The 21,749-nt window shown below is 63.3% G+C and carries 33 protein-coding genes; 2 read left to right on the plus strand and 31 right to left on the minus strand.

Annotation, left to right across the window (positions count from 1 at the left end; translation table 11 throughout):
• Positions 1 to 4 precede the first annotated feature (4 nt).
• The 27 genes from G6N73_RS04385 to G6N73_RS04515 form a co-directional block, all read right to left on the minus strand.
• Positions 5 to 334, minus strand: coding sequence for a phage tail assembly chaperone (locus G6N73_RS04385; RefSeq protein WP_343044551.1), 330 nt, complete (start codon positions 332 to 334; stop codon positions 5 to 7).
• Positions 335 to 366: 32 nt separating this feature from the next.
• Positions 367 to 813, minus strand: coding sequence for a hypothetical protein (locus G6N73_RS04390; protein WP_165023906.1), 447 nt, complete (start codon positions 811 to 813; stop codon positions 367 to 369).
• Between the two features lie 95 nt (positions 814 to 908).
• The gene (locus G6N73_RS04395; protein ID WP_165023908.1) at positions 909 to 1,235 is read right to left on the minus strand and encodes a hypothetical protein; all 327 of its coding nucleotides are present in this window, start codon (positions 1,233 to 1,235) and stop codon (positions 909 to 911) included.
• 9 nt (positions 1,236 to 1,244) lie between these two features.
• On the minus strand, positions 1,245 to 2,477 hold the full coding sequence (locus G6N73_RS04400) for a phage tail tube protein (RefSeq protein WP_165023910.1): 1,233 nt from the start codon (positions 2,475 to 2,477) through the stop codon (positions 1,245 to 1,247).
• A gap of 52 nt (positions 2,478 to 2,529) precedes the next feature.
• Positions 2,530 to 2,982 carry a hypothetical protein gene (locus G6N73_RS04405; protein WP_165023913.1) on the minus strand — a complete coding sequence of 151 codons (453 nt, stop codon included), beginning with the start codon at positions 2,980 to 2,982 and terminating at the stop codon, positions 2,530 to 2,532.
• Between the two features lie 2 nt (positions 2,983 to 2,984).
• On the minus strand, positions 2,985 to 3,587 hold the full coding sequence (locus G6N73_RS04410) for a hypothetical protein (protein WP_165023915.1): 603 nt from the start codon (positions 3,585 to 3,587) through the stop codon (positions 2,985 to 2,987).
• On the minus strand, positions 3,587 to 3,937 hold the full coding sequence (locus G6N73_RS04415) for a hypothetical protein (RefSeq protein WP_165023918.1): 351 nt from the start codon (positions 3,935 to 3,937) through the stop codon (positions 3,587 to 3,589). The genes G6N73_RS04410 and G6N73_RS04415 overlap by 1 nt, the downstream gene beginning before the upstream one ends.
• A complete protein-coding gene (locus G6N73_RS04420; RefSeq protein ID WP_165023919.1) occupies positions 3,934 to 4,182 on the minus strand; it encodes a hypothetical protein in 249 nt (82 codons plus the stop codon). Before G6N73_RS04420 ends, G6N73_RS04415 begins: the two co-directional genes overlap by 4 nt.
• Positions 4,182 to 4,619 (minus strand): hypothetical protein, encoded by a 438-nt coding sequence (locus G6N73_RS04425; RefSeq protein ID WP_165023922.1) that lies wholly within the window; start codon positions 4,617 to 4,619, stop codon positions 4,182 to 4,184. Before G6N73_RS04425 ends, G6N73_RS04420 begins: the two co-directional genes overlap by 1 nt.
• Positions 4,620 to 4,622: 3 nt before the next feature.
• Positions 4,623 to 5,246, minus strand: a complete 624-nt coding sequence (locus tag G6N73_RS04430; RefSeq protein ID WP_165023924.1) for a hypothetical protein — start codon at positions 5,244 to 5,246, stop codon at positions 4,623 to 4,625.
• A gap of 12 nt (positions 5,247 to 5,258) precedes the next feature.
• Positions 5,259 to 5,621 carry a hypothetical protein gene (locus tag G6N73_RS04435; protein WP_165023630.1) on the minus strand — a complete coding sequence of 121 codons (363 nt, stop codon included), beginning with the start codon at positions 5,619 to 5,621 and terminating at the stop codon, positions 5,259 to 5,261.
• A 101-nt stretch (positions 5,622 to 5,722) separates the two neighbouring features.
• Positions 5,723 to 6,082: a hypothetical protein gene (locus G6N73_RS04440; protein WP_165023927.1), complete on the minus strand. Its 360-nt coding sequence runs from the start codon at positions 6,080 to 6,082 to the stop codon at positions 5,723 to 5,725.
• Positions 6,083 to 6,086: 4 nt separating this feature from the next.
• Positions 6,087 to 6,317 (minus strand): hypothetical protein, encoded by a 231-nt coding sequence (locus G6N73_RS04445; RefSeq protein ID WP_165023929.1) that lies wholly within the window; start codon positions 6,315 to 6,317, stop codon positions 6,087 to 6,089.
• 2 nt (positions 6,318 to 6,319) lie between these two features.
• Complete coding sequence (locus G6N73_RS04450; protein WP_165023931.1) at positions 6,320 to 7,684, minus strand: class I SAM-dependent methyltransferase; 1,365 nt, start codon at positions 7,682 to 7,684, stop codon at positions 6,320 to 6,322.
• Positions 7,685 to 7,761: 77 nt separating this feature from the next.
• Complete coding sequence (locus tag G6N73_RS04455) at positions 7,762 to 8,190, minus strand: hypothetical protein (protein ID WP_165023934.1); 429 nt, start codon at positions 8,188 to 8,190, stop codon at positions 7,762 to 7,764.
• A 79-nt stretch (positions 8,191 to 8,269) separates the two neighbouring features.
• Positions 8,270 to 9,652 carry a phage major capsid protein gene (locus G6N73_RS04460; protein WP_165023936.1) on the minus strand — a complete coding sequence of 461 codons (1,383 nt, stop codon included), beginning with the start codon at positions 9,650 to 9,652 and terminating at the stop codon, positions 8,270 to 8,272.
• 10 nt (positions 9,653 to 9,662) lie between these two features.
• Positions 9,663 to 10,370 carry an HK97 family phage prohead protease gene (locus tag G6N73_RS04465; RefSeq protein ID WP_165023938.1) on the minus strand — a complete coding sequence of 236 codons (708 nt, stop codon included), beginning with the start codon at positions 10,368 to 10,370 and terminating at the stop codon, positions 9,663 to 9,665.
• Positions 10,363 to 11,649 carry a phage portal protein gene (locus tag G6N73_RS04470; protein ID WP_165023941.1) on the minus strand — a complete coding sequence of 429 codons (1,287 nt, stop codon included), beginning with the start codon at positions 11,647 to 11,649 and terminating at the stop codon, positions 10,363 to 10,365. The genes G6N73_RS04465 and G6N73_RS04470 overlap by 8 nt, the downstream gene beginning before the upstream one ends.
• A complete protein-coding gene (locus G6N73_RS04475) occupies positions 11,649 to 11,864 on the minus strand; it encodes a hypothetical protein (RefSeq protein WP_165023633.1) in 216 nt (71 codons plus the stop codon). The genes G6N73_RS04470 and G6N73_RS04475 overlap by 1 nt, the downstream gene beginning before the upstream one ends.
• Positions 11,864 to 13,621: a terminase large subunit gene (locus tag G6N73_RS04480; protein WP_165023944.1), complete on the minus strand. Its 1,758-nt coding sequence runs from the start codon at positions 13,619 to 13,621 to the stop codon at positions 11,864 to 11,866. The genes G6N73_RS04475 and G6N73_RS04480 overlap by 1 nt, the downstream gene beginning before the upstream one ends.
• Before the next feature lie 10 nt (positions 13,622 to 13,631).
• Positions 13,632 to 14,150 (minus strand): hypothetical protein, encoded by a 519-nt coding sequence (locus tag G6N73_RS04485; RefSeq protein ID WP_246251609.1) that lies wholly within the window; start codon positions 14,148 to 14,150, stop codon positions 13,632 to 13,634.
• 39 nt (positions 14,151 to 14,189) lie between these two features.
• Positions 14,190 to 14,498, minus strand: coding sequence for a hypothetical protein (locus G6N73_RS04490; protein WP_165023946.1), 309 nt, complete (start codon positions 14,496 to 14,498; stop codon positions 14,190 to 14,192).
• Positions 14,498 to 14,812: an HNH endonuclease gene (locus G6N73_RS04495; RefSeq protein WP_165023949.1), complete on the minus strand. Its 315-nt coding sequence runs from the start codon at positions 14,810 to 14,812 to the stop codon at positions 14,498 to 14,500. Before G6N73_RS04495 ends, G6N73_RS04490 begins: the two co-directional genes overlap by 1 nt.
• 123 nt (positions 14,813 to 14,935) lie before the next feature.
• Entirely contained in the window at positions 14,936 to 15,619 is a 684-nt protein-coding gene (gene nusG / locus G6N73_RS04500) for a transcription termination/antitermination protein NusG (RefSeq protein WP_246251612.1), read from the minus strand.
• The gene (locus tag G6N73_RS04505; RefSeq protein WP_165023952.1) at positions 15,588 to 16,829 is read right to left on the minus strand and encodes a hypothetical protein; all 1,242 of its coding nucleotides are present in this window, start codon (positions 16,827 to 16,829) and stop codon (positions 15,588 to 15,590) included. Before G6N73_RS04505 ends, nusG begins: the two co-directional genes overlap by 32 nt.
• Complete coding sequence (locus tag G6N73_RS04510; protein ID WP_165023954.1) at positions 16,826 to 17,524, minus strand: hypothetical protein; 699 nt, start codon at positions 17,522 to 17,524, stop codon at positions 16,826 to 16,828. The genes G6N73_RS04505 and G6N73_RS04510 overlap by 4 nt, the downstream gene beginning before the upstream one ends.
• Entirely contained in the window at positions 17,521 to 18,054 is a 534-nt protein-coding gene (locus G6N73_RS04515) for a hypothetical protein (protein ID WP_165023957.1), read from the minus strand. The genes G6N73_RS04510 and G6N73_RS04515 overlap by 4 nt, the downstream gene beginning before the upstream one ends.
• A 74-nt stretch (positions 18,055 to 18,128) precedes the next feature.
• Here G6N73_RS04515 and G6N73_RS04520 point away from each other — a divergent pair, with 74 nt between their 5' ends.
• Both G6N73_RS04520 and G6N73_RS04525 read left to right on the plus strand, forming a co-directional pair.
• Positions 18,129 to 18,437 carry a DUF982 domain-containing protein gene (locus tag G6N73_RS04520; RefSeq protein WP_165023959.1) on the plus strand — a complete coding sequence of 103 codons (309 nt, stop codon included), beginning with the start codon at positions 18,129 to 18,131 and terminating at the stop codon, positions 18,435 to 18,437.
• 105 nt (positions 18,438 to 18,542) lie between these two features.
• The gene (locus G6N73_RS04525) at positions 18,543 to 18,842 is read left to right on the plus strand and encodes a DUF982 domain-containing protein (RefSeq protein ID WP_165023962.1); all 300 of its coding nucleotides are present in this window, start codon (positions 18,543 to 18,545) and stop codon (positions 18,840 to 18,842) included.
• A gap of 32 nt (positions 18,843 to 18,874) precedes the next feature.
• Here the strand turns inward: G6N73_RS04525 and G6N73_RS04530 are convergent, their stop codons facing one another.
• The 4 genes from G6N73_RS04530 to G6N73_RS04545 are packed head-to-tail and all read right to left on the minus strand — an operon-like array spanning position 18,875 to position 21,748.
• A complete protein-coding gene (locus G6N73_RS04530) occupies positions 18,875 to 20,794 on the minus strand; it encodes a DNA cytosine methyltransferase (RefSeq protein ID WP_165023964.1) in 1,920 nt (639 codons plus the stop codon).
• On the minus strand, positions 20,791 to 21,075 hold the full coding sequence (locus tag G6N73_RS04535) for a hypothetical protein (RefSeq protein WP_165023967.1): 285 nt from the start codon (positions 21,073 to 21,075) through the stop codon (positions 20,791 to 20,793). The genes G6N73_RS04530 and G6N73_RS04535 overlap by 4 nt, the downstream gene beginning before the upstream one ends.
• Complete coding sequence (locus tag G6N73_RS04540; protein WP_165023969.1) at positions 21,072 to 21,365, minus strand: hypothetical protein; 294 nt, start codon at positions 21,363 to 21,365, stop codon at positions 21,072 to 21,074. Before G6N73_RS04540 ends, G6N73_RS04535 begins: the two co-directional genes overlap by 4 nt.
• Positions 21,362 to 21,748 (minus strand): hypothetical protein, encoded by a 387-nt coding sequence (locus G6N73_RS04545; RefSeq protein WP_165023972.1) that lies wholly within the window; start codon positions 21,746 to 21,748, stop codon positions 21,362 to 21,364. Before G6N73_RS04545 ends, G6N73_RS04540 begins: the two co-directional genes overlap by 4 nt.
• Position 21,749 lies beyond the last annotated feature (1 nt).

Raw genomic sequence — 21,749 nt, forward strand, 5'->3', positions numbered from 1 at the left:
TGAACTATTCCTCTCCGCCGCCAATGGTTGGGGTTGCTGCGCGATAGAGATCATCGAGGTCTTCGATGACCTCGATTTCCCATGGCGTCAGCGTGGTTTTGGTAAGCGCGAGATAGGCGACTAGATCGGCCCACTCGATCGGTTCCCGGCCCGACATTCCAGCGCCTTTGCGGCGACGAAGTCGCCAGAAAGCGCGCCAAAGGTAGGCAAGAGGAACCGGGAATGGTGGAACCGCGAGTTCCGCCTCGTATTCGGCGATCTTTTCAGGCTTTCTCGCCCGCTTCAGCAGACCTTCGATGCATCGGCGGTGCGAGATGCCCTCTTCGTCCGGCACATCGAGTGCGAATTGCCGCTCCGCGTGCTCGATCAGGGCTTCGCGGAGGGTTTGGTAAAACGCTTGTCCTCGTTGATTGCCTCCGCGATCTGGAGGTATGCCCAGCCCATTTCCGGCTTGATTAGCAGGTCCTCGGCGGCTTTGTCGGAAAACTCATGGACGACGCCGCCGATTTTGACCGGCGTCCACTCAAGGATCCTCGCTATGACCCACCGTGTATTTTCACGGCGCTGCTCATCGGGCGTCTTTTCTTCGGCCTGATACTTTTTGCCGTTGACCTGGGCTTGCTCGATGAGCTTCGCCTTGTGGAGATTGCGACGGGTCTGGGCATCCGCGAAGGCGATTACCTTCGTGTGAGATGGGCCGGCAAGCGTGATCTTCCAGCCTGTGGGCCGGCCATCCTGCGACATGATTTCGAGGACTGAGTCCTCGGTGGGGAGAAAGCTGTCGAGATCGACGGCATCGTTATCGGTCTTCATCTGTCTGTCCTTTGTCGGAAGGGTGGCGGACGGCTCCGACAAGCCGCCCGCCGTTTCTGCGCAGAACTCATTCCGGTGCCGGCCGGAACCTCGGGTCACTTCCGCTTCTTGGCGGTTCCGTGCACAAATCCGGCGGGGTCGTTCGACGCGTTCGGGTCGAGGCGCGGCAGTGCCGCCCGTTCTTCGTCGGTCAGGTTCAGAGGCTCACCGGCGACCAAGCCATCGTTGTCACGCTCAACCGGAGAACCGTCCAGATGGGTAACGGCAGGCCGATTGGCTTTGGCGGTCTCGCTGATCGCCATTGTGGTGAGCCCGTCGACGCGAAGCGGCCATCCGACGACCAAGCCGGCGGTACACGCATCGCTGATCGCCTCGTGCAGTGCCGTCGCGGCATCGCGGACGGCCTGTTCATGCTTCTTCATTTCTGTCTCCTAAGTGGCGTTGCTTACTTGGATCTTGCAGGTTGTGGCGTCGAAGGCGCCGCCGCGAGTATCCTTGCCGACCAGCGAAGACGGCACGGAGAGCGTGGCAGTGCGAGCACCGCCGGCCTTCGACAGGGCCGATTTGGCGACGCCGCCGAGCGAGAAGTTCGGCACGTAAAGCGAGAAGAAATCCGCCGGCGCCGTCTCGTTTTCGGAGGCGAGAAGATGCAGGGAGAGCTGCGTCTCGTCATCGAAGTCGGCAAGCGCCTGAAGGTCCTGGCGCAGGAAGGTCATGTTCAGCGAGGCGAGGAAGACGCCGAGGAACACGTCCGGCGCATAGCCGGTTGCGCTGATGACTGCCGGTGAGACCGGCTGCAGATCCATGGTGAAGTCGAAGGAGGTCAAGTCGGCGACGTCCTCGGTCCCGAACCGCACCACAGCCTCGAGCGCCGCCAGCGAGAGTGCGGTCGGCTCGGCGGGCGACGTGAAGTGCGGAGCCGCACCGCTCTCCACCACCGCGGCTTGGCCGGTGCCGGTCCAGCCGAATTCGGTGTTGAGCATGCCGTCCGGCTGCATCGAGATCATGCCGCGCGACCAGCGGCAGTCGGTATAGAGCTCGGAGGCGTCGAGGTCGTATTCGTGCTCTTCGATCGTGAAGTAGCTCTTGGACAGCGCGCCGGCTGCACCATTGATCAGCACCCGTCCAGGTCGCGTCATCGTGAAGGCGGTGTCGGCGACCGCATCCTCGACGAGCGTATCCGCAACCGTCAGCGTGAGCGCGGTGACGCCCGTGATGCGAAGATTGCGGCCATTGTTCGCCGCCGTGGCGTGGTTGGTTAGCCGCCAGACATCACCGACGCGGACGCCGGCCGTGATCCAGGAGCCTGCCGCGGCAACGATCGTGTTCGCAGTCGTGGTGATGCTGGTCAGGCCTGCGGTCGCCTCAGTGATGGCGAGATCGGCCGACGACCATGCACTGCGCATCAGCGCTTCCCAGATCGGATCGGCGCGGCCTATGCCGAGCTCGGAGGTGTAGGAGCCGGCGGTGCGGCGAGAACCGTGACGGCCGCGCAGCTGCTGGGCGTCGCGTCGGACAATCTGGCTCTCGACCGCCTGCTTCGTCAGCAGGCCACCGGCGCCGCCCGATGTCGGCAGGATCTGGGCGTCAGCCCCGCTCGCCTGCGAGCCCTTGGCCGACTGCGCCTTGAAGGCGATATATCCGTTCCAATTCTCTGAATACATTGCCTTTTCTCCTGTTCAAGCAAAGAAAACCAGCTGAGCGGCTGTTTACGACTTAGCCGCGGTGCCAGTAGGTGAAGTCGCAGTGCATGGTCGTGCGCGACCAGTTGCCGTCATCGTCTCCGCTGTCGGCGTCATCGATGCTTGGCGCCAAGGTGCGAACGCCGAAGCCGGGCGTCGCGTCGTAGAACTTGGCGGCGCGGAATATCTCGCCGATCGCTACCGCGTATTGATCGCCGAGTTCGATGCCGGCACCTACCGGCGTGAAAACGTGGACATAGATGATGCCGTCGTATCGCCAGACATGGTTTCCGGGCGTCCCCTGCCCGACGATCCTGCTGCCGGAGCCCACGATCTCCAGGTTGGCCCAAGGCTGGAGGACGCCGCTGCCGTCGACCGGAGGCCATGGATCGGCTGGGGTCTCGTTCTGGTAGGTGATGCGCGTTGTCGTCCAGTTCGTCTCGAGGCGAGACCGGATCGCCGCTTTGGCGCCAGCATAGTCAGGCATCGTCAGCGCTCCCGGATCACAAGAACGGGAAACCGGAGATCGGCCTTGTTGCCGGCGCGACCAGCAATGACCGCGCCGGAAGCAATTCCGCGGTAGGTGAACTCGATGCCGGCGACATTGCCGTATCTGGCCATGATGATCCTGCGGGCCTGCTGATAGACCCGCGAGCTGCCCGGTACCCGCATTGTCATCTTCCCGATCTCGATCTTGCGGGAATACGGCACCAGGTTGCTGATCGAGACCTCGTCGCCAGGGTTCCATCCCGCCAGGTTCGCCACCGCGACGCCGTTCAGGAAGAGAGTGTGCCTGATGCGGTATTCCCCGGACAGAACCGGCGAGAGATCGAACAGCGTCTCCATGGCAAACTGCGCCACGACATCGAGGCGCGGATATTGGTAGATGATGACCCCGTTTGCCTTCGCAGCTTCCTCCGGCGCCCCCTGCCGGCCATCGACGAAGCGGGTGAACGACGCCGGAAGCGGGTCAGTTGCCATGACGCGGGCGTGTTCCCGCTTCGCGACCCGGACCAGGAGCTTTTGCGTGGCCTCTATCGTGTTCTGGGTCGCGATCCGGAAGCTCTCCGATGTTGCCTGGATGCGGGCCATCAACCGCGGACCTGCAATTCATAGGCAATCAGGACGCCAGCGACGCGTCTGGTGCTGTCGTCGGCGGCCTCGATGTTGAGTTCCTTGCCGCGGACCACGGCCTTGTCGCCCTTCTTGAGATCGAGCGGCACCTGTGCGGCAATGAGATTGTCGGCGAGCACGATCAGCTTGCGGTCGCCCTGCTGGATCGTGCCGACGAGTTCGTGAGGCTCGTACCCCGTCACGCGAGCCATCACAGGCGCATCAAAGTATGGGCGATTGGCCCCCGCCCCCGTGTACCGACGGATGACGATCTCTTCGAACGCGCCGAGGGCGCGGCGATAGCTCGCCTTGATGCCATCAGGGGTCATGCCGCCTGCTCCGCAAGCCAGCGGTTTAGTTCCGTTTCGCCGTCGCGCAGCTTCTGGGTCGCCATCGCGGCCCATTCCCGGGGGTATTGCCAGTCGACCGAACGCCCTTCCCAATCGGAAGCGAACTTTGCCGCCAGTGCATAGTGGTCGGCGTCATCGAGATAGACGTCACCGGGCTTGGCATCGGTTTCTGCCGCACAAAGCGCGACACGGATGCCGCCGACATCGCGAAGGCGGATCGCCATCACCGCACCGCCGCGCGAACGGAAACGCTTGTATTGCCGGCATAGGTGCCCGTTGAGGTCACCTTGGCCCGCAGCCGATCGCCGAGAACGCCGTCGACCTTGCCTTCGACCGACAGGGCGGCAACCGCGGCGACGGCCGCCGCAGCCTCGGCTGACAGGTTGGCAGTCTTCGAAGCGTTCGCGGTCGTGAAGTCGAACCGGCAGACGTCGATCCAGTCGCTGCCCTGGTTGATGCTCGTCTGGACGATGACGGCGCATGTCGTGCCGCCCGAGCCATAGACGAACTCGCAATACAGCGTGGCCGACGCCATGCCTTCCAGGCGGTCGATCAGCTCCTGGGCGACCCCAGCGGCTGAGACGCCTTCGGTGATGACGGAATCGGTCACCGCCGCCGTGATGGTGGCGGTGCCCAAATCGTAGATGCCGGGACGTTCCATGGATCAGATCCAGTGCTGGATATAGGGGCCGAGGAGTTCGATGACATCGGCGGGAGCGAGAGGATCATCGGCCGGCGCAACCCACCATTCCTTCTCGATGACTCCCGGAATGTTCTCGCGCTTCAGTCCAGGTTCCTGTGTCGCATCGGCCGAGAAGATGCGGACCATGCGCGCAGCGGCGTCCTTGAGATCATCGGGAACCGTCACCCAGCCGGCGGTATAGGCAACCACGATCTTGCCGCATGGCCAGCATGCCGGATCGTCGCCGGAAAGCCGGCGAAGCATCCCCGGCGAGGCGTCGATCTCATAATCGGCGGCGACAACCGCGGTGCCGTCCTCGGTCACAGACGCGACAGATGAAACCGGAAGCCTCGAAAGGATGAGGCAATCGGCAGACCGGTCCAGGCGGAAGGTTTCGCTCAAAACCTCCTCGCGCAGCGTCGCCGGTGTCGCTCCTGCCGTAGCAACCCTGCAGATGCGCGCGATCGTCGCGGCCACCCTGGCGCCAACAATCGCCAGCTCGGCGTCGCGGCTGCTGTCCGAGACGCCGACTGCGGCGCGCAGCTCGGCGACCGAAAGCAAGTTGCGATCGGCGGCCGGCGTCGTGACTGTGAGGATGGAGCGCACCGGAGGCCCCGTTTATGCAGCAGCTGGTGCGGTGCGGGCAGCCATGATCTTGTCGACCATGGTGGCCTTGTTGTCGTCGGTTTCCACCGCGATCTTCTCGGCGCCGGCGAGCTCATGCAGTTGCGCGTTCGTCATCTTGGTGAGATCGGCGCGCATCGCCTCAATGGCCTTGGCGGCATCCTCCGCTGCCACGGCCGCTGCGACCTCTTCTGGCGTGCTGCGCGATGCGTAGCCTTCCGGAGGATATTTCGATGCCAGATAGCCAGCAGCCACGTATTCGGCGACGGTGGGTCCATCGTCGCCGAGCGCAGGATCACTCTGCCTTTTCTCCGGGATGTCACCGATGAGGCCGGACCTCTTGAGACCGTCGGCCATCGAACCGAAATCGCGCTCGTCTCCGGGCTTCAAGGGTTCGCTCTTGATGCCGTCGAACGAGCACGGGAATGCTTTCAGGACTTGGTGCATTGAACTAGCTCCTAGATGGTGATGACCGTAAACCGGCCCGCCTTTGCATTACCGCCCTGCGCGACGACGAACTTGACCCGGTCGTCGGCAAGGTGAAGCGGCACTTCGGTCAGCGTTGAGGCAGCGCCGGAGACAGTCGAGCCGGCACGAACCGGACGAACTGATGTGCTCGCATTGACGTTGACGCCGTTCCACACCGCCTGGCCGTCGCGCTCGGTCGTCACGGTAAAATCGGCGGTGCTCGCCAGGGCGTTGCTGGCGTCCTTGGTGTAGATGACCTCGACCAAGCGGCCGGTCAGCGGGGGCGAATATTCCGTCGCGCCGCCGTCGGTGGCCGTCAGGATGTCGACGACTTTCCGGATGACGTGCATCGGATCAGCTCGTCGCCAGCACGCCGACGCCCTTGAGGGCGGCGAAGACGCTGTTCACCTTCGCCTTGTCGCCCGTCGTCCACGCGATTGTTGCGGTGGAGACGTCGGCGATATTGGCCGCCTGCGTCTCCGAATTCGGGACGATCTGGCCGCCGGTTTGAACAACCAGTTTCCCGCCCGCCGCAATGACTTGCGCGTCACCGCCCTGGCGCCTGTACACCTTAATGTTCGACATGCTCATGCTCCTTTGGCTTGACCGCTCACATGCGGGTTGGGGTGCTTTGTGTGGTCGTAGCGGGCCTCGATCGCCGCCGCCGAGGGCAGCTCGCGCGGCTCGAAGGTGACCTTCGTCACGTCCTCAACCGTATCGAGCTTCACCTTCACCGCGTCGTAGCCATAGAAATGGGCGTCATGCCCCTCGATCGTGTCGAGCAGCGACGTGTTTTCCGGGACGCCGACGCGGATGCCGCGAGCCGACGCCATGCCGAGCCAGAACTCGACACAGGCCCTGCCCTTCTCGGCCTGATGTGCGTTCGGGTAGGAGAAGTCGATCCCGAAGAGATTGATTTCCTCGACGCCAATATGAACCGCGTAGGCGACGGCATATGCCGCGGTGGAATTGAAGTAGGCCTGCCCGGTCGAGTTTATGACTTCCTCGAGCGGGAACGCCACCAGGCCGGGATAGCCGTCGACGATCTGGCTCGTGTAGACTGGGCCGGGATGGCGCTTGAGCCACTCCACCATGCAAGCGATGTTTGACCCCGGGACGGCTTTCGCGCGGGCTTCCTGGATCCGGAGATCATCCATGTGGAAGATGCGGTCGCACTGGTAGAGGTCCCCCAGCGCGTTGATCGCCCAAACCTCATCGGCGAAGGCCTTACGCCCGCCGAGTCGCTTGACGTGGTCGGAATACATCTCCAGCGAGGGGCCGAGGCCCAGGATCACAACGCGGCGTGGCGCGCCCTTCTTGTCTGGCTGCATCTCGGCCGACGCCGGCCTGACGCCATCCGCGACCCGGGCGGCCGTCACGACGATCGTGCGGCCTTCAACGTCAGGCTCGACCTCGGACTGCGGTCCGATCTGACCGTACCAGCCGGTGATTTCGTACCCAGCGCTTTCCAGAAGGCCCTTGAATTCGTCGCGGGTGTAGTGGCGGTGATGGAACTTAATCCTGCCACCATGCGGGAAGACGGCTTCGTTGGGCACACTGGCGACCAGGACGGGAGCCGCAACGCTGAGCGCCTTCAGCATAGGAAGCGGGTCTTCGAGGTGTTCGATCGTCTCGAAACACACCGCGGCATCGAACGCATCGCGCTCGTATCCGGCAACTTCCATGATATCGCCGGCGCAAAGTACGACCCGATATCGATGGAAATGCGTCTTGCCGTAATCGACCGCGCCCTGGCATCGATCTATGCCGATGACCGTGTGGCCGGCATCGGCAAGCAGTGCCGAGCCGTAGCCGATACCACATGCGAGATCGACGACGCGCTTCTGTTCACCGAGCAGATTTGCTGCAAATTCGTACCGCGCGACGTGATCGCGGCGGATTCCTTCGATCGAGGGCGCGACCTGGCGCTCCCCGTTGGCGAGATCAGTCATTGCCGGAGATTTCCTGTTGTCGGACAGGGTTAAGGAGACGCGCCGAGCGGACCCCGGCGCGTTCAAAGTTGTATCAATCAGGTGGTCGGGCGCCGATGGGGGCGGCCGCGGATCACGTTGACGCCGATCGGCGTTCCGGCGGTCACTGTCGATGACACCTTGGCCTTGATGTAGCGCTTGGTTCCGATATAGCCGACGCGCTTCGAGACGTTCTTGGTCGTGCCGGATGTACGGGTAGCAGCGGCGGCAAGGCCGGCATCCGCCTCCGTGCCGAGCAGATCGGCATCGGCTACGCTGGTGAACGTGCCGGTCGCGGTGTCGCACTCGGTGATGAGCGCAGTGAAAACCGCATTCGTCGCCGTGACGGTGCCGTAGGAGATTTCGACCTCAGCGGCATCATAGCCCTGCAGGTCGATGGCGCCGGACGTCTTTCCGGTACCCGTGGTGCCGATCGCCACCGGCGACACGGCACGGATAATGTTGATGTTGTTGTGGAGATCGCGCATTGGATCGCTCCGTGAATTCGGGGTTACGAAAGCCGCGCCTGAGTGGCGCGGCGATGGTTCATCCTTCGTTGACCAAAGATCAGGCGGAGATCTTCTGCAGCTTGATCGCCTCGAAGTTGGTGACGTCGCCGCCAACGCGCCGGCGGGTGTAGTACCCGACGAACGGCTTCGCGGTGTACGGGTCGACCAGGACCGAGATACCCATGCGATCGACGATGGTGTAGCCGGCCTTGAAGTCGCCGAACGCGATAGACAGCGTGCCGGCGTCGACCGCGACCATATCCTCAGCCTCGCGCACGGCGTAGCCGAGCAGAAGCGAAGGCTGCCCCACCTGGTTGTTCGGGCGCCACAGATACTGGCCGTTGCCGTCCTTCAGGAGCATCACGGCGCCGACCGTGGTGCGCTTCATCAGGAAGTTGGCGTTGGCCTTGTAGAAGCCCTTCAAAGCCGCGGTCAGATTGATAAGACCGTCGAACGTTACCGCCGTGGCGGCTCCGGAGACGACCTGCTCGATTTGGCCGCGGGAGGTACCGCTGGCATAGGTCAGAAAGCCGCGAGGCTTGCCGACCCCATTGCCGGCGACGAAGGCGGTCGCCTCGGTGCGACCGAATTTCTCGCCGATTTTGCGACCCAGCCAGGCGCCGACATCGATGCCGGCGTCTTCGACGAACTTCTGCGTCGCCTTCGGAAAGGCATACATCTCATGGGCGACGATGGTCTGCTTGCCGACCTGAGGCGTGTCGGTCTTCGGCCGGTCGGCAGTTTCGCCGGCCCAGCTCGCACCGGCTTCATCCTCGTCGATCGGGATTTCGAGTTCGCTTGTCGAGATCGTCTCGATGGTGGCGATCTCGCGAAGCGGCGAAGATTCCCTGACGATCATCATGGTGCGGGAAGACACCTTGGGGACCAGCAGGTAACCGCCGTCGGGATCGGAGCCGACAGACATGTCCTTACGCTCTTCCGGCGAGAGACCGTCTTCGCCCTGGCGGTTCGAAATGACGCGATTGAACGCCGCTTCGTAGCCTTTGAACTCGTCGACGTTCACCGCGTCGTCGGGCATGCGGACGCCGCTTTTCAGCGTCTTGTGAAGCGCCGACTTGATCTCGGCGAACTCGCGGGCCTGCTTGAACTCGTCATCGCCGCCGCCACCACCATTCAAACGGGCGCGGTTGAGCTTCTTCTCGAGCTCGTCCATGCGGTCCTGGGCGGCCTTGATCGACTCGTCCTGGATCTTCTTGACCGCAGCTTCGATGGCGGCATGCTTCTCGGTGACGCCGGTCGTCAGCGCCTCGAGGTCCTTCTTGAGCTGGGTGCCTTCGCCGGCGTTCTTGCCGGCCTTCTCGGCAAGGTCACGGACCTCCTTGAGGTCCTTTTCCATAGAGGTTTTCAGGCCGGTGACATCTTCACCGAACTTCTTCACCTCGCGCTGGACATCGTCCAGCACGTCTTTGATCTCAGGCATTGAAGCCTCCTTAGCGGTTGGGGATTATGAGCTTGCGGGTCGAGCGGATGCTCTCCAGCAAGCCGGCTGCTACGTCTTGATCGTCCCCAGCCTCGCGCCGTACGACCTTCTTGAAACGGCTCACGAAATCGCGAACCGTCTTCTTCGACCATGCAGGACCGCCTGCCTCGCGCAGGAAATCCTCAAAGTCGGAGATGGTGTTAAGCGCATCGATGTCGGCGGATTTCACCGCGCCAACGACCGCCTTGTCATTTGCTGGGAACGTCACGATGCTGAGTTCGCGGAGTTCGACCTCATGCAGTGTGCGAGTCGGATCGGTCGGTTTCGTCCCGACCGTGAATTTCTTGGCACGGTAGCCGATGGAAAGACCATCGAGCGACCCGGCCTTCATGCCTTCATAGATCAGCTGGCCGCGATCGGTGCTGAGCGCGAACAGTTCGCCCTCGACCTTCAAACCCTTGGTGTTCTCCTCCATTGAGGTCCACTTCCCAACCGGCAGCATGTCGTCGACGGGCCCGAAGAAACCGCCATGCTGGAGCAACATCGGCGGCAGCTTGCCCTTGCTCTCCCAGGTACGGAGGGATTCCTTGAAGGCGCCGCGTTCGATGACGTCGCCGTAGCTGTCGACATTGCCGAAGATGGCTCCGTAGCCGGAGAAGGTGCCGTCCTTCGCTCCGGTGGCAAACTTGAACTCGAAGTCGGCCTGATACCTATCCATCGGCGGGCTCCTTGTTGGCTGCCGGCTGTTTCGTGGGTCGGGGGTAACCGTCATCGTCGATCGGCGTGACGTTGACCGGCACGTAAAGGCGGTTGCCGCCCGGCAGAGGCGGCATTTCATCGAAGCCGCGGACCTCGTCGGGCGTCACCCATCCCGGGTTGCCGCCTCCGCCAAGGGCAACCTTGAAGTATTCTGCTTTGTCCTTCATGGCCGGGCTGAGGAAGGCCTGTTCCGTGAAAGCGAGGTAGTATCCGGCTTTCCGCTCCTGGGGCGTGAGCAGCCACCGCTTTGCGGATGAAGCCACTCGGTCATGCCAAGGCCTGACTGTGTGCACGAGATGCGCCAGGAAGAGCTGCTCGGCCGACGCGTAGGTTGGTGCCTTGTCGCCGGAGAAGCCGACCATGATCGGCATCACGCACATCGCGCGGCAGATTTCCTCGACCTGAAACTGCCGGACCTCGATGTGCTGAGAGTCGACGCCCGACATGGCAAGCGGCTGCCACGTCAGTCCGTTGTCCAGAACCGCGGTGCGGAACTTGTTGGCGAGGCCGACCTGATTCTGCGCCCACTGCTCTTTCAGCCGTGCCCTGGCTGGCCCTTTCAGCTCCTTCTCGGTCGTCAGGATACCGCCCGGCTGGGCGCCGTTGGCGTGAAGCCGGGAATGGGTCTCCTCGGTCGCGATCGAAAGGCCGATGGCCTCGCGCATCAGCTTGATGGCGTCCATGCCAACACTGCCGTTCCATGACGGCCCGCGGATATGCCAGATTTCGTCGGCCTCGAAGGTCGAGTAGGTGTTGTCGAAGAGCCTGACCCGGTAAGTCAGCCGGCCGTCGCGCTGAAGTTGCGGCGTGGCACCATCAGGATCGAGGGGGATAAGCTCATTGATTTGCCCCCTGACGCGCCCGATGTAGGAATAGTGGTTGAAGGTCAGCGCAAGGTGCAGGCCGATCGTCTCGAAATATTCGAGACCGCTCTGCCATTGGTTCGGAGCATCTTCAACCACGCTGTAAAGCGGATGATCGCGATCCTCCTGCCTTGTCGTCGAGTTGGGATCTCGGCGGTACACCTTGCGCGGCACCATGAGCGCCTCGGCGATGCGGCGGGCGCACGCAACTACCGTCGTGCACTGGAGCGCGGTCTTCCAATTCACAGTGGCTCCGGATTTCGCCGGACCGCCGCCAAATAGACCGGCCCAGATCGCCTCGACATCGCCTATCGTGGTCGAGTTCTCGGCCTTGATCTGCAGGCCTTCCGCGATCGCGCCGAACAATCCCGACATCAGTCAGCCTTCGGCTTTTTCGTGCTGACCAAAATAACCCCGGCCAGCAGCAGCGTACCGGCGGTGATGAAACCCGCCGATGGATGAATCAGCCATGCCCCGTAGGAGATCAGCCCGACGGCCGCGAGGCCGATCCCGTCGCGAATGGCGGAAGGTATGGCTCGCGCGAAGCGCTTGCCGGCCGGAATGGACCGAGCACCGATATCGTCGATCATCAAATCACCATCAAATCTTCTTCTTCGAGGTAGGAACCGCCGTCGACAATTATCGGCTCGGGATTCAGCACCATCACGCTGACTGAATCGAACATGGCCATGGCGGGGTCGATCTTGGCGTCTCCGGCGTTTTGCTTGGTGGCCCGGATCGCGGTAGCCGTCGGCTCGATCTTAATGTTCCCGACGCACCAATCCATCAGTGTGCTGGGGCAATGCTTCATCGTGCGATTGGCCAGCTTGCGCTCCGATGTCTTCAGTGCGTTCATCAGCTTGTAGCCTTGGCCCACGCCGACCACGTGACCGCTCTCCTGGGTAACACCAATCAGCGCCAAAGCGTCGGTGAGCTCGCCATATGGGCCTTCGACATCGAGCGCGACGGCGGCGAGTAAGCTCGCCCGATTGATGCGATCGATTAGTATTAGAAAACCGGCAACGTCCTTAGGCAGCAGCAGCTCTTCCACTGGCTCAAGCAGTTTCACCAGCGGAGCGACGTCGACGAACTCATCGTCGATGATCGTCAGGGCGCTCGCCTGGGCGAAATCCTGAAGCCGGGCGGCGATAGTCTGCCGTCGCTTCAGCACACCTTCATGACACCAGGCGTGCGACCAGCTGAGCCAGGTCTTGGATCCGGTCTCCCGGCCAAGCACGTTGGCGCCGAATAGATCGTCAAGGCCGCCGCCATCGGCTCCTACGACGATCGCCTCGGAGCGTTCGATGATGGCATCGAGAGTTAGATCGGCATCTTCAGAGGAGGCCCAGAATTCAGCGCCAGGCCAGCCGTCGGTTTTCATGCCGACGCCCATCTCGATATTGAGATATTGGGACGCCCACACGCGGATGGCCTGGTCGCCTTTTTCCTTTTCGGAATTCCAGTCAGGAACAAGCGTGGCGAGATGAACCGAGCGGCCGAGGTTCGGCATAACCATCGGCCAATTTGAAGTGTCCCTCCAAGCCGCTGGCTCTTTCGCGATGTCCTGTGGAAATTCGAACATCACCGACAGCGTCGGTCGCGCGTTCTTTCCTCGGAAGGCACCATCGCGATGCCGACGGGCGTTGTGCAATTCGTCCTTGAACGCACCGGCAGGTATATCGTCGCTCTGCGTGGTTGTGATGAGGAACTTGCCCTCGGGCGTCTTGTCGATGCCGCCGCGAATTTGGCGGATGACCTTGGCGGCGTAGTGCGTCTTTCCGAGCAGATGCACCTCGTCAAGATGCGCGAATATCAGAATGCCGCCGGTCAGGATCTTGAGATCAAAGGTTTTGACCTTCATCTCCGACTGGTTGACCAGATCCTCGATCGTCTTGAGGTGATCGCGAGGCCGAAAGCGGCGTTTGAGATCCGTCGATTCCTCGATCATGCCGACCGCTTGCTCATAGGCGCGATCAGAAATCGCCTGTGTGGGACCGATGAACAATGCCTCTGCACGTGGGCGTGTGTTCATCAGCATCACTGACAGCGCCAGGCCGGCACCATATGACGTCTTCGATGATCCCTTCGGCGCCAGGACAAAGATGTCCCGGATAAAATTCTGCTGCGAAACCGGATCCCACGATCCAAACGACGTCGCAACAATGTCGCGGAACCATTGTCCCGTGGCATCGGCGAGCCGTGGCTTGCCAGGAACGTCCGGAAGCCTCAGCTCATCGTAAAATGCGAGGCCCATTTCGGCCTCGGATTGGATCAGCGGCAGATCCGGGATGAGGGAACGGCCTGTACGGATCCGCTCTTCCCAGTCCAGGCAGCTCAGATCCCACATTGGCGACGCATCAGTTCGCTGGACCCTGCCGGCGCGCCATCAGGTCGCCAAGGCGGTTGCCGCGATCTGGCTGGTGAGCCGCTACAACAGCCGCTTCCTTCTTGCCGAGCTTGGCGGCCTTTTGAGGCTTTTCCGGCTGGCCCGTCTGCCCGTACAGCATGAGGTCATTCTTCTCGAGGAAGTCGCGGAATTCCTTACCGGCCGCGACGTTGCCCGCCATGAACAGTTCCCACAGCTTGGTCGCCATGGTGGCGTTGAGGCGGTCTCGGGCGACATCCCGGAATTTGAGCTCGGAAAAATAATGCTTCCGCAAAGTCGGGAGCGTCACGAACAACGCCGAGGCAATCCGCGCATTGGACCAGCCGAGCGACACTAACATGCTGACTCGATTCCGGTTTTTCTGGCTGGCGATGTGCTGCGGTCGCCCGCGCTCACCCCAGTTCGCCGGAACTGGCTCTCCAAAGAGGTCAAAAATCTCACTCATCGAAAAAAAACCTCTGAATGCACCCAATGCGGTTAGGGGCCCCAAAGGCCCCAGAGATCCGACCCCCCCCCACCCCCTTGGGGGTCAGGCGGGCTGCATCGCTCGGATGACTGCGACCTCTCGCTCGACGAGGGCTTTCACCTCAGGCCTGATGTTGCCGTTCGTGAAGCTGTCGTCGATGACGACGTGGCCACCGAGCCCGCTGCGCTTGATGACATCGGATCTGTGCTCGACCGTGATCGTCCTGCAGCAGTCAGCTACAAGCTTGCCTCGACGTTCGAAGATGCCCTGTTTCAGCCAACGGCCGATGTCACTCCTGGCCACGATGATGACTGCACCTTCGTCGGGTAGGCCATCGATCAGTTGCTTGGCCCGATCCATCTGCTCACCCATCAGTACCTCTCCGCCATCCTCTTCGCTCGCGCCGCCGCCGTCTTCTTCGTGTGACATGAGCCGCAAAGGCATTTGACGTTGCGCTTGTCGAGCAGCGCGCCGCCGTCCTTCACCTCGACGATATGGTCACCGAAGATGCGCGTATTGGTCCGACCGCAATCCTCGCACCGCCTGCCCCGTTCCGCGATGACCTCAGCCATCAGCTTTCGCCACTCAGGCGACAGGTAGAACGGTTCGGCTGTCTTCGGCACGACCTTCACGGTCCGTGTGTCCATCGTCTTGATGGACGGCCGCATCATCCGGAGCTTGGCCATTGTTCGCTTTTAAGAGGGAGGAATCGCTTCCATTGCGGTGAGGCTGTCCGCCTTCACCTGGGGCCGATGGCGCGGTCCACCTTGCGGCGTGCGACTCTTTCGGCTCGTCCTAGGTGAGATTCGCTAGTCCAGTTTGGTGACTTGCGCAAGGTCGAGGTCGACGAACGACGCGCGCCCGAACAGATGCGTCTCAACCTTGATCCGCTCGCTGTCGCCCAGCATCAGAACGACAGCCTGGAACGATGCGAGAGGGCCGTTGTCGATCGTCACCCTGTCGCCCACCTTCAGGGCATTGGTCAGGATCTCGATCGCCTTCGGGTCTTTCTCGATAAACGCTTGCAGCTTAACGATTTCCTGCTCGTTCACCGGCTTTGGATTGTCGGCTCCGCCGAGCACGTCGACCACGCCTTTGACCGTCTTCAGCCCTGCCCAAGTGACCGCGCAGGATACTACCTTGACGAACAGATAACCCGGCAGTGCGGGCAGCATGCAGGGCTCCAGCGACTGCCATTTGCGCTTGCCGCGCCGCTTCGGCTCGACTTCCTTGACCGCCATCCAGCGCTCGACATTCGCTTCCTCAAGCGACTTATCCACAGCAATGTCCGCTCGATCCTCGACGCGCAGCACATACCAACGCGCTTCAGGCCCATCCATGCCCGCCGCGGCGAGCATCGCCTGCTCCCTGCGCGTCAGTGCGATTCGCTGGTCGCTCTTCTGCCAGGCGCGATCGATGTTGATCGGATCGCCCTTGCGGTCGAGCCAGACGCGTTCGCTCTCACTCAGCCGCTTGCCGTTGACCGCCATCATCGGTGTTTCCCTCGTTGCCCTGCTTCACCGCCTGTTCGAACGCACTCAACGCACCCGGTCCGCCAGCCGGGAAATACACAACGGGCTGTCGCCCCGGATCCGGCAGCCATGGCCAGCCGCGCAGCTCGTGCTCCAGCTTCCACGCCTCGAACGTCTCGGAGCCGACAGGCACGGCCTCCATCATCGCCGCCAGCGGCTCCAGCGCAGTCGCCACCGTGACGCCCTGCCGGCTTGCCGCCCGATCGTGCATGACATTGACGCGAGGCCATCCGAGCTTGGCCTGACGCTCCCGCCTCGCCGCCTCGCCCGTCTCGTCCTGCCTCTCCAGCATCTGCCGCAGGAAGCCCGAAGGAGGCGGAGGAAGCGGCGCCGGCGGCTGCATCAGCTGCTTCAGCCGCGCCACCTGCCACATCGGCCCGAACGGCGCGGCATCGACGAACAGCGGCTTTTCCGGCTCTTGCGGATCAGCCACCTCGTCGAACAGCTTCTGCCCGAAATAGGTGGAAAGCGCCGGGATGTGCGATTTCGCCTGCGCCTTCAGCAGCGCCAGCCAGGCCGGATAGCGCCGCTCGGCGCGGTCTCGCTCGTCGGGATCGAGCTTCAGCCATTCGACGAGCCAGCCCTGTTTCGGCATCCCCGACGACTGCGGATGGCCCCGAGCCATCTTCCAGAACCGACGCTCCAGGGTCTCACGGCTTTCTGCCCGTTTTCCTTCATCGGCCTCGCGCTCGCGCTCTCTCTCAATGGAGGGATCAAGGGAGGGGTCTGGAGGGGTTGGTGGACTCCCAGTGTCACCCTTAGGCGTCTCCGGTGTCACCCTATCGGGGCCGGTTTTGTCACCCTTGGCGGCTTCGTCTAAGGGTGACTGGGTGTCACCCTTAGGATTGAAGCCGCGCCCGGCCGCATAGGCGTCCCAGCCGGCCTTGCTGATGGCCGAAAGCACGTCGAGATCGAGCGCATATTCGTTGGTCGAGCGCCTGCCCTGCCCGCCGGCTCGCACCAGCGACAACAGCCCGATGTCGAGGAAACCCTTGATCTCGCGCTGCACCTGGCGGTCGGAGCACTGCGCCGCGCGCGCCACCGTGGCGATCGCCGGGAAGATGCGGCTGCCATCATCCTCGCAGGCGTCGATCAGCTTCAGCAGCACCAGCTTGCGGATGCATGTGCCCATGTCGGCGCGAAAGCCGGTGCCGAGGAGGAAGGCGCTCACAGCAGCGCCTCCTGCCGGCCTGAAGCGGGGTGCGCTGCGAAGGCCTTGCGCTCCGGCAGGATCGGCGGATCGGCCTCGACGAAGGTGCGGGCGCGGAGATGCTTGCAGACGGCCTTCTCGATCTCGGACCCGGTCATCATCCGCGACAGCTCGGGAACGAGCTTGTTGCCCGGCGTCCGGCTGGTGCAAGCGATCCGATGGTCTGCCGCGACAGCACGGAGCTCGTCAGCCCATAGGAGCAGCAGCATCCGGTGATACCAAGGAACTTCGGCTCGGTAGGGCGCTGACCAATCGCGCCTGCGGCTTTCGCTATTCGGGTAGGACCAGATGTCGTAGCATCTGCGTGCGCCAGCCAGCGCAAGGGTCAGCGGTGATGGAAGTTGCCTTATGACGCCATGCTTCACTGTCTCCATACCGGGCGACTTGGTCCACTTCTCATGCGCGGCCACGATCAGGCCGTGGCATGTCGGCCCGAAATCCGCGATCTGGCCGGCCAGCCGGTCGAGCTTGTCGCGCTCACTCTTGATCTCGCAAATCCAGAGCCTGTCAGGCTGAACTGCGACGACGTCCGCGCGGCTTGAACCGTGCTCGACATTCATCTCATGGATGATGCGGGCGTTGGGCCACAGCTCGCGGAATCGTTTGACGACCGCATCGCGTATCTCGACCTCCGCAGATGAGCGCGAATGCTTCAATTCCCCGTCCTCTTCCAGTTCTCGAAATCGCCGCGCATCGCCTTCCAGCGCGCAGCCGCCTGATCGTCCATGTTGAGTTCCTTGCGGCTGTTAATGCCGAGCAGAGAGCGCAGCTTCTGGATGCCGCGTGCCGTCGTCAGCGGTTCTTGGAGCCCGTGCCGCGCCGCCAGGAATTCGAGGAATCGCCACTCCGAGCACTTCATCGTCGCTTCGGCGGCATAGTTTTTCCGCACGTCCGCCACGGGCCCGGCTGGCGGCTGTCCCTGCCGGTCAGGCTGCAGCGCCTTCGTCTTGGCAATCGCCCTGTCGATCAGCTCCAGCAGGAACTGCACCGAGCCGGCCGCGTCGCAGACGAAGGCGATCTCGTCCTCGCTGGCGCCCGGGTCGAAGCGCGCGATCGGCAGCAGCATGCCGGTCTTTGTCCTCGCCTCGATGAAGCAGCCTTCGGAATCGTGCACGCGCGTCCACTCGCCCGGCGCGATGCCGGCGACGAGATCGCGGATCCGTGCGAGGCGCGCGCCGTCCTTCACCGAAGCGCCTCCCTTGCCGGGAACCGGACGGCTGCTGTAGCGTTGCGCCGCGGTGCGAGTGCAGGGTTTTGAGTATGGCGACGCTTGAGGATAAACCCTTCGACCAGGCGGTGTGCGTGCACGGCGCGCGCGCCGGTCAGGTGCAGAACGTCGGCAGCGCGCGGGAGGCCGCCGAATGGCTGCTCTACGAATGGCCGGCAGAGACGATAGACAGCGACAAGGCCCGCGCCGCGCGCCAGGCGTGCTTGGCGGCGCTTGAGAGCAGGGGCGAAACGGCCGATGCCCGCCAGGCGTTCCGCGCGGCGGCGCACGAAGCCGGCATTTTCATCGGCGACGTGGATCGTGTCCCCAAGCCGGGCAAGATCGTGAAGCGCAGGCGCTGAGTGCGCGCCAGACCACTTGAACCCGAAAAAGTCCGAGATCATATTTTGCGACGGCGCCACATCCCGGTGCCGACGTTCAACCCATTTGCGCAGATGGAGGAAGGAATGGACGAGCGCTTTGCCACCCCTGTCTATGTCGTAGACGGGTCGCGGATCATCCGTGAAATTGCCTGCCTGGAGGACGCAATCGATTTTCTTGAAGCTTTGCGGGCTCCGGTCAACGGCACGGTCCACGAGACCGCGCTCAAAGCATGCTACCGCGCAGCAGCGGGTCTGCTTCCGGTCGACAATGCCCGCCGCGCTTTCGAAAGCTTCGCGAAGATGTCCCGTATCCTTGAAGACGCGCCTCCGCAGCCGTGGATGATCCAGGTAAAGGATGAAACCGACGGCGGGGCCGCCAAATAGCATCAAAGCCGGGAGGCGATGCAGCGCGCTTTTCACTCCGCCGCCTCCCGAAATTCCACCAGGTGGCTGCAGTTGGCCGCTGCAAGCGCCTCGGCCAGCGGCGGCGAGACGCTATTGCCGCAGCACGAGCCCTGCACCGTCTGTGTGATCGCAGAGCCGTCAGTCCTGCGGTCGATGATGTAGCTGTCGGGAAAGCCCTGCGCGCGGAATCGCTCGCGCGGCGTCAGCATGCGCATGCCGATATCGGCGATGGCATAGGTCTGCCCGTCGATCTCGACCGTCACCAGTCCGAACCGGTCCTTGGTCGTGTCCGTGTGCAGCGGCCCGTCCACGGCCGCCCCGTCGCCCTGCCCGTAATACTTGGTCAGGAACGGCGCGATCAGCGCCGACTTGTTGACCCGGGCGGTGTCGGTGTGGGTCGGCTCGTCGAGCGAATGCCCGACCGACGTGCCGAACTGGCGCATCATGTGGGCCGTAACGACCTGCTGCTGCGCGCCGGCGGCCGTCAGCGTCGCCAATGGCTCATCCGCAGGGCGACCCGGATTGACCCCGCCAATGCGCCTGCTGTCGTTATTGTGCTGGGCAAGGAACGCCGCCACCACGCCGAACTTCGGCGCGCCCGCCATCACCGTGTCGAGCGGTTCGTCTGCGCCATGCCCGACGCCGTTCTGGGTGAACCGCGACAGGTGCACAGCGGCCAGAGCATGGTTGCCGCTGATCGTGCCGGTACCCGTAGGCTCGTCGGCGCGCTTGATGCCGAGGCCCCAGCGCTTGACCCCGCTCAGCGAAATCTCGCCATGCGCAGTCTCGACGAGGACGGGCGCCACGACGCATCCGTCCGCCTTGGCGGTCAGCGTCCCCAGCGGCTCGTCTCCGCCACGTGGCGCGCTCTGCCCTGCCCTGCCGCCGCAACCGACGAAGGTCGGAACGATGACGGCATTCTGGTCCTTCCGGCTCGCGGTGATGGTGTGCAGCGGTTCGTCCGCACCGCGCACGGAGCCGCCATGCTGCGCGGCGGTCATCACCGGGGAGACGATCGCGAAGGATCCTGCCGTCGTCAGGGTGTTAAGCGGCGCATCGACATCTTGGACGCCGTTGCGGTTTGCCGCGCTCGCCATGTCGGTGCGCACGATGAACGGCTTCTTCGCTTCCAGCACGTAGCGCACTACGCCGCGCGCGATGCGCCGCATGGTGGCGTCGGCGAGCGGGCGGATCGCGCGCACGCCGTGCTTGGCCATGATCTCCTCGGCGCTGTCGAAGATCGACGGGCACGGGATCGACCAGTCGATGATCTCCGCCGCTGTCCGCCAAGGCTTCTTCCGCCCCTTGATCACATCGGGATCGTCCGGCTTGCCATGGGTCGGCTTCGGCCAGACGATTTTTCCCCCGTCGCGGCGCGCAATGAGAAAGAGCCGCTTGCGTATCGTCGGCGCGCCATAGTCGCAGGCGCGCAGCTCGCGGTGCTGAACCTTGTAGCCGGCCTTTTTCAGCCGCTTCACCCAGTCCTGAAACGTCTGCCCGCGCAGCTGGGCGATGGCCGTGCCGTCCTCGTAGATCGGCCCCCAGGTGCGGAACTCCTCGACGTTTTCGAGCAGGATGACGTCGGGGCGCACCTCTTCCGCCCAGCGCACAACCACCCAGGCCAGATCGCGAATGTTGCGGTCGAGCGGCTTGCCGCCCTTGGCCTTGGAGAAATGCTTGCAGTCGGGCGAGGCCCAGAGCAGGCCGACATGCCGCCCCTTGCACACTTCCGAAGGCGAGACGTCCCAGATGTTGGAATCGAGGTGCACGGTGTCGGGATGGTTCATCGCGTGCATGGCAAGCGCGTCGGCAGAATGGTTGATGGCGATGTCGGGCGAGCGCCCCAGCGCCAGTTCGATGCCCGTCGAGGCCCCGCCGCCGCCGGCAAAGCTGTCGACGATCAGCGGCCTGTTTCCCCCGTCCAGCATCATTTCGGCCCCCGCCCATGCTTGCGCATCACCTTGGCGAGAAGCGCCGCCGCGCGTTCCAGCCTCCGCCTCGCCGGCAGTTCAGGAGCCCCGGCAAACTTTGCTTGCGCGATCGCGTCGCTCGCTTCGCCGACAGCCTGGCATGCGGCCATGATTTCGCTGTCCGCACGCTCTGCCTTGGCGACGTGATCGGCGCGCGCCTGAATCAGACGCGCCTCCTCGACGACGAGGTGATCGAGGCGCTCGGCGAGCTTGAGTACGCGCGGGTCGATCTGCGCGGTCATGTCGCCCCTCCTGCGGAAAACTGCGCCAGGGCGGCGCGGATGGATGTCAGGCGCTCGTCGAGGTTGGCCGGCAACAGCCCATTGCTCCCCCGTACCGCCATCAGCGACGCGACGCGCATCGTGATGAAGGCGTTGCCGGCCTCGAAACGAGCATCGCGGCAGCAGCGGGCAAAGATGTCGGGATAGGTGAACAGGATGCTGTCCGGTACCCGGAGCAGCACGTCAGCCCGAGGAGCATCGCCGTCGGCATCGATCATCTCGCGCAGTATGGGCAGCATGGTATCGGTCATGCGCCTGCTCTATCGAGCCGCTCGATCTCGGTGAGGATCAGCGTGTAATACGCCTCCGCATCAAGGTCGCGATGATCGGCTCTCTTTGCAAAGACCCGGTGGATACGGTCTTTCTCCGCAAGCGCGAGAGCCCCCGCGCGGACAAGGTCTTGGCGAGGTGCCTTCGGTTTCCACCATTTTGCGTCCCACGGCCAATCGTACGGGATACCCGCACGGTCTCCGCCCGATGGCGATAGCGCACGGCGCGTTGCATGGGCGAAGTATGCCTTCGCCGCGAGCAGGATCTCGCCCTTCTTGTGCTTGTCGTCGTGCTCCGGCGTCCAGCCTTCAGCATCAATCTGCCGCTGCCGTTCCGCCACGATGTCGGCAACTGCGCGAGACATG

The sequence above is a fragment of the Allomesorhizobium camelthorni genome, from assembly GCF_011045125.1.
In the GTDB taxonomy this organism is placed as follows: Bacteria; Pseudomonadota; Alphaproteobacteria; order Rhizobiales; family Rhizobiaceae; genus Allomesorhizobium; species Allomesorhizobium camelthorni.

Excerpts from the sequence above, each read along its gene's own strand:
- G6N73_RS04465 (WP_165023938.1), bottom strand. The coding sequence starts at position 10,370 with ATGGATAGGTATCAGGCCGACTTCGAGTTCAAGTTTGCCACCGGAGCG.
- G6N73_RS04475 (WP_165023633.1), bottom strand. The coding sequence starts at position 11,864 with ATGATCGACGATATCGGTGCTCGGTCCATTCCGGCCGGCAAGCGCTTC.
- G6N73_RS04445 (WP_165023929.1), bottom strand. The coding sequence starts at position 6,317 with ATGTCGAACATTAAGGTGTACAGGCGCCAGGGCGGTGACGCGCAAGTC.
- G6N73_RS04450 (WP_165023931.1), bottom strand. The coding sequence starts at position 7,684 with ATGACTGATCTCGCCAACGGGGAGCGCCAGGTCGCGCCCTCGATCGAA.
- G6N73_RS04440 (WP_165023927.1), bottom strand. The coding sequence starts at position 6,082 with ATGCACGTCATCCGGAAAGTCGTCGACATCCTGACGGCCACCGACGGC.
- G6N73_RS04520 (WP_165023959.1), top strand. The coding sequence starts at position 18,129 with ATGGCGACGCTTGAGGATAAACCCTTCGACCAGGCGGTGTGCGTGCAC.
- G6N73_RS04400 (WP_165023910.1), bottom strand. The coding sequence starts at position 2,477 with ATGTATTCAGAGAATTGGAACGGATATATCGCCTTCAAGGCGCAGTCG.
- nusG (WP_246251612.1), bottom strand. The coding sequence starts at position 15,619 with ATGATGGCGGTCAACGGCAAGCGGCTGAGTGAGAGCGAACGCGTCTGG.
- G6N73_RS04480 (WP_165023944.1), bottom strand. The coding sequence starts at position 13,621 with ATGTGGGATCTGAGCTGCCTGGACTGGGAAGAGCGGATCCGTACAGGC.
- G6N73_RS04395 (WP_165023908.1), bottom strand. The coding sequence starts at position 1,235 with ATGAAGAAGCATGAACAGGCCGTCCGCGATGCCGCGACGGCACTGCAC.
- G6N73_RS04535 (WP_165023967.1), bottom strand. The coding sequence starts at position 21,075 with ATGACCGCGCAGATCGACCCGCGCGTACTCAAGCTCGCCGAGCGCCTC.
- G6N73_RS04415 (WP_165023918.1), bottom strand. The coding sequence starts at position 3,937 with ATGACCCCTGATGGCATCAAGGCGAGCTATCGCCGCGCCCTCGGCGCG.
- G6N73_RS04425 (WP_165023922.1), bottom strand. The coding sequence starts at position 4,619 with ATGGAACGTCCCGGCATCTACGATTTGGGCACCGCCACCATCACGGCG.
- G6N73_RS04525 (WP_165023962.1), top strand. The coding sequence starts at position 18,543 with ATGGACGAGCGCTTTGCCACCCCTGTCTATGTCGTAGACGGGTCGCGG.
- G6N73_RS04545 (WP_165023972.1), bottom strand. The coding sequence starts at position 21,748 with ATGTCTCGCGCAGTTGCCGACATCGTGGCGGAACGGCAGCGGCAGATT.
- G6N73_RS04410 (WP_165023915.1), bottom strand. The coding sequence starts at position 3,587 with ATGGCCCGCATCCAGGCAACATCGGAGAGCTTCCGGATCGCGACCCAG.
- G6N73_RS04470 (WP_165023941.1), bottom strand. The coding sequence starts at position 11,649 with ATGTCGGGATTGTTCGGCGCGATCGCGGAAGGCCTGCAGATCAAGGCC.
- G6N73_RS04455 (WP_165023934.1), bottom strand. The coding sequence starts at position 8,190 with ATGCGCGATCTCCACAACAACATCAACATTATCCGTGCCGTGTCGCCG.
- G6N73_RS04405 (WP_165023913.1), bottom strand. The coding sequence starts at position 2,982 with ATGCCTGACTATGCTGGCGCCAAAGCGGCGATCCGGTCTCGCCTCGAG.
- G6N73_RS04435 (WP_165023630.1), bottom strand. The coding sequence starts at position 5,621 with ATGGCCGACGGTCTCAAGAGGTCCGGCCTCATCGGTGACATCCCGGAG.
- G6N73_RS04495 (WP_165023949.1), bottom strand. The coding sequence starts at position 14,812 with ATGGCCAAGCTCCGGATGATGCGGCCGTCCATCAAGACGATGGACACA.
- G6N73_RS04530 (WP_165023964.1), bottom strand. The coding sequence starts at position 20,794 with ATGATGCTGGACGGGGGAAACAGGCCGCTGATCGTCGACAGCTTTGCC.
- G6N73_RS04460 (WP_165023936.1), bottom strand. The coding sequence starts at position 9,652 with ATGCCTGAGATCAAAGACGTGCTGGACGATGTCCAGCGCGAGGTGAAG.
- G6N73_RS04490 (WP_165023946.1), bottom strand. The coding sequence starts at position 14,498 with ATGGGTGAGCAGATGGATCGGGCCAAGCAACTGATCGATGGCCTACCC.
- G6N73_RS04390 (WP_165023906.1), bottom strand. The coding sequence starts at position 813 with ATGAAGACCGATAACGATGCCGTCGATCTCGACAGCTTTCTCCCCACC.
- G6N73_RS04420 (WP_165023919.1), bottom strand. The coding sequence starts at position 4,182 with ATGGCGATCCGCCTTCGCGATGTCGGCGGCATCCGTGTCGCGCTTTGT.
- G6N73_RS04540 (WP_165023969.1), bottom strand. The coding sequence starts at position 21,365 with ATGACCGATACCATGCTGCCCATACTGCGCGAGATGATCGATGCCGAC.